Source organism: Roseateles sp. (genome assembly GCF_031397715.1).
In the GTDB taxonomy this organism is placed as follows: Bacteria; Pseudomonadota; Gammaproteobacteria; order Burkholderiales; family Burkholderiaceae_C; genus Paucibacter_A.
Genome location: NZ_JANNMI010000419.1, coordinates 1 through 3,279, shown reverse-complemented (window position 1 = coordinate 3,279; position 3,279 = coordinate 1). Strand labels below are relative to the sequence as shown.

The 3,279-nt window shown below is 62.1% G+C and carries 3 protein-coding genes; 2 read left to right on the top strand and 1 reads right to left on the bottom strand.

Going from position 1 to position 3,279, the window contains the following annotated elements; translation table 11 throughout:
* Both RMO57_RS18415 and RMO57_RS18410 read left to right on the top strand, forming a co-directional pair.
* A partial coding sequence (locus tag RMO57_RS18415; RefSeq protein WP_310389130.1) for an alanine racemase occupies positions 1-276 on the top strand: 276 nt, incomplete at its 5' end.
* Positions 277-778: 502 nt separating this feature from the next.
* The gene (locus RMO57_RS18410) at positions 779-904 is read left to right on the top strand and encodes a hypothetical protein (protein ID WP_310389128.1); all 126 of its coding nucleotides are present in this window, start codon (positions 779-781) and stop codon (positions 902-904) included.
* Between the two features lie 21 nt (positions 905-925).
* Here the strand turns inward: RMO57_RS18410 and RMO57_RS18405 are convergent.
* Positions 926-3,279, bottom strand: a 2,354-nt coding sequence (locus RMO57_RS18405) for an indolepyruvate ferredoxin oxidoreductase family protein (RefSeq protein ID WP_310389125.1), incomplete at its 5' end; no start/stop codon positions are given.

Here is a 3,279-nt window from a genome sequence, read left to right as displayed (position 1 = left end):
TTGGCGAAAGACCGGCCCGATTCGCTGCCGCCGTTACAAATCTGTCTACAAGTGAACGTGAGCGGAGAAGCGAGTAAAAGCGGTGTGGCGCCGGAAGAGCTGGCCCAATTGGCAGCCCATGTCGTTCGCCTGCCCCGCCTGAAATTGCGCGGTCTGATGGCCGTCCCTGAACTCACGACTGCCACAGCCTTGCAACGCAGCCAGTTCCACATGCTGTGGGAACTATACGATCGGCTCATGAAAGATGGTTACGAACTCGACACGCTCTCCATGTGAATGTCAGAAGATATGGATATCGCCATTGCCGAAGGCACGAGGGTGCTGGCAGGCTCACCAACTCCGGCGTGTCGCCGCCGCCACCACCGCCGCCACAGGCCGTCAGGCCGAAAAGTAGAAAGCCCTGCACAAGCAGGAGTAGCCAGGCGCCCGGTCTCTTCAACATGTTTGCGATCCTCCTCATCGCCTCAGCTCGATTGATGACGAAACCGAGGTATCTGGTTCTTTTTTGAGCCTCGATACTATGCGGGCGAGCCCGTGACTGGGATGGGGAAATTACCAAGCCGACCCTTGGCAGCTTGCTGATACACCAATCACCCGAAACATTCATCCAGGCAGCCATCGCAAAACAGGCGGCACGATCCGGATCAAGGTCAGCAACTGCCTTGAACTAGCGCTTCCGCCTTGCCGCCGCTTGATCTAGTGCCTGGTTCGCTCCCTGATGTGCGCTTGGGTGAAAAGCTGGGTCAGCTTCATTTGACTTGTCGGCACGCGGCGAAAAGTGAACCTGACCGCAACAAATAGCCCCAACAAATACAGCTCTGACTACGACGGCAACAGCAAGCTGGCGACCGTCAGCGACGCCCTCGGCCATGCCAGCCGCCATGACTATGAAACGCAGGACTGAGGCCCCTGCCTTCGTAGCGCCTCAGAGCTCGGCCACGCTTTTGATGCGCGGCGCCGGCATCGCCACGACATGCTCTGCCGCCGCGGCGACTCGCCCCTGGAACTGATCCAGCAAGGCCTGCTGCTTGGCTCGCACCAGCGCGACATTGGCGTGCTTGACATGCCCGTAACCACGAATCTGCTCGGGTAGACGGGCCAGCTGCACGGCCAGGTCCAGCTTGTCGGCGGTCAAGCCGGCCAGCAGCTCATCGACGAGGCGCTCATAGTCGCCAATCAGACGGCGTTCCATGCGGCGCTCATCGGTCTTGCCGAAAATGTCCAAGGCGCCGCCACGCAGGCCTTTGAATTTGGCCAGCAGCTTGAAGGCTTTGAAGGTCCAAGAACCGAGTTCGATTTTCTTGACGCGGCCATCGTTGCCGGGCTTGGAGATCAGCGGCGGCGCCAGGTGAAAGGACAGCGAGTCCCAGTTGTCGAACTGCGCTTTCATGGCCGCCTCAAACGTGCCGTCGGTATAAAGCCGCGCGACCTCATACTCGTCCTTGATGGCCAGGAGCTTGGCGTAGTAGCGCGCCACGGCCTTGCTCAAGCGCTCGGCTTTGCCGGCTTCGCCCAAGCTGGCTTCGGCCTGCCTGACCTTGTTCACCAGGGTCAGATAGCGCTGCGCATAGGCGCTGTCTTGGTAGGCCGTCAGATGCGCGCTGCGGCGGGCGATCAGCCCATCTTCACCGTCCAAGCGGTCGAAATTCAGGACCTGGACTTTTTGCCCTAACTCGCCGGCCAAGCGGCGCAGAGCATTAGGGTCGGCCATCGCCAGCCTACCCAGCGCAAACGCGGTCTTGTTGCCCTCCACGGCCACGCCGTTCAACTCCATCGCCCGCAGCAAGGCCGCTTCACTCAGCGGTATCAAGCCGCGCTGCCAGCAAGCGCCCAGCATGACGATATTGGCCGGCATGGTGTCGCCCATCAAGTCTTGCGCGATGGCCTGCGCGTCGATGCTGCTCATCAGCTGGGTGTCGCCGCCGACCGCGTACAGCATCTTGGCCAAGAGCGAGTCGCCTTGCAGGCTGGCGTCCGGGTTGCGCACAAAGGCCGCCGTCGGCAACTCATGCGTATTGGCCAGGATCACCGTACGGCCAGGCTTGACGGTGCCCAAAGCGTCGGGCGAAGCGCCGACCACCATATCGCAGGCCAACAGCACATCGGCCTGCTGGGTGTCGATGCGCACCTGATTGAGCAGGTCTTGCGTGGGCGCCACGCGCACGAAGCTCAAGACTGCGCCGCCTTTTTGCGCAAAGCCCATGAAGTCCAGCACCGAGGCCTGCTTGTGTTCCAGATGCGCGGCCATGCTGATCAAGGCGCCCACGGTGACGACGCCGGTGCCGCCGACGCCGGTCACCAGCAAGTCAAACGGCCCGGTCCATTGCCAGGGAGCGGGCGCAGCTATTGCTGCGATTTCGCGCGCCAGATCGGCGGGCGTAAAGCCCGCACCGCTGCGCTTTTTGAGCTGCGCGCCGTGCACCGACACAAAGCTCGGGCAAAAGCCGTTGACGCAGGAAAAGTCCTTGTTGCAGCTGCTTTGTTCGATCTGGCGCTTGCGGCCAAAGTCGGTCTCCACCGGCACGACAGACAGGCAGTTGGACGCCTGGCCGCAGTCTCCGCAACCCTCGCAAACCGCCTGGTTGATGAAGATGCGCTTGGGCGGATCGACCATCTCTTTTTTCTTCCTGCGACGACGCTTTTCCGCTGCGCAGACCTGGTCATAGATCAGTATGGTCACGCCCTCAATCTCGCGCAGCTCACGCTGCACCGCGTCCAGCTCGCTGCGGTCGTGAAAGGTCGTGCCGGCCGGGAACAGGCCATGCTGGCCGTCGTACTTGCCAATTTCATCGGACACCACGACCAGGCGCTTGACGCCCTCGGCCTCGACCTGACGGGCAATCTGCGGCACGCTGGTCTGGCCGTCGACCGGCTGGCCGCCTGTCATCGCGACGGCGTCGTTGTAGAGGATCTTGTACGTGATGTTGGTGTTGGCCGCGATCGCCTGGCGGATCGCTAAGTAGCCGGAGTGGTAGTAAGTGCCGTCGCCGAGGTTCTGGAACACATGCTTTTCGGTCGTGAAGCGGCTGTGCGCCGCCCAGTCAACGCCCTCGGCGCCCATCTGAATCAAGCCCGAGGTGCCGCGCTCCATCCAGCTGGCCATGAAGTGGCAGCCAATGCCGGCCAAGGCGCGTGAGCCCTCGGGCAGCTTGGTCGAGCTGTTGTGCGGGCAGCCGGAGCAAAAGTACGGCTGGCGGCGCACGCCGTCGGCCGCGTTGGAGAGCAGGCAAGGCGTCAAAAAATCAACCACCAGATGGCGGCGGTCTAATGCCGGATTTA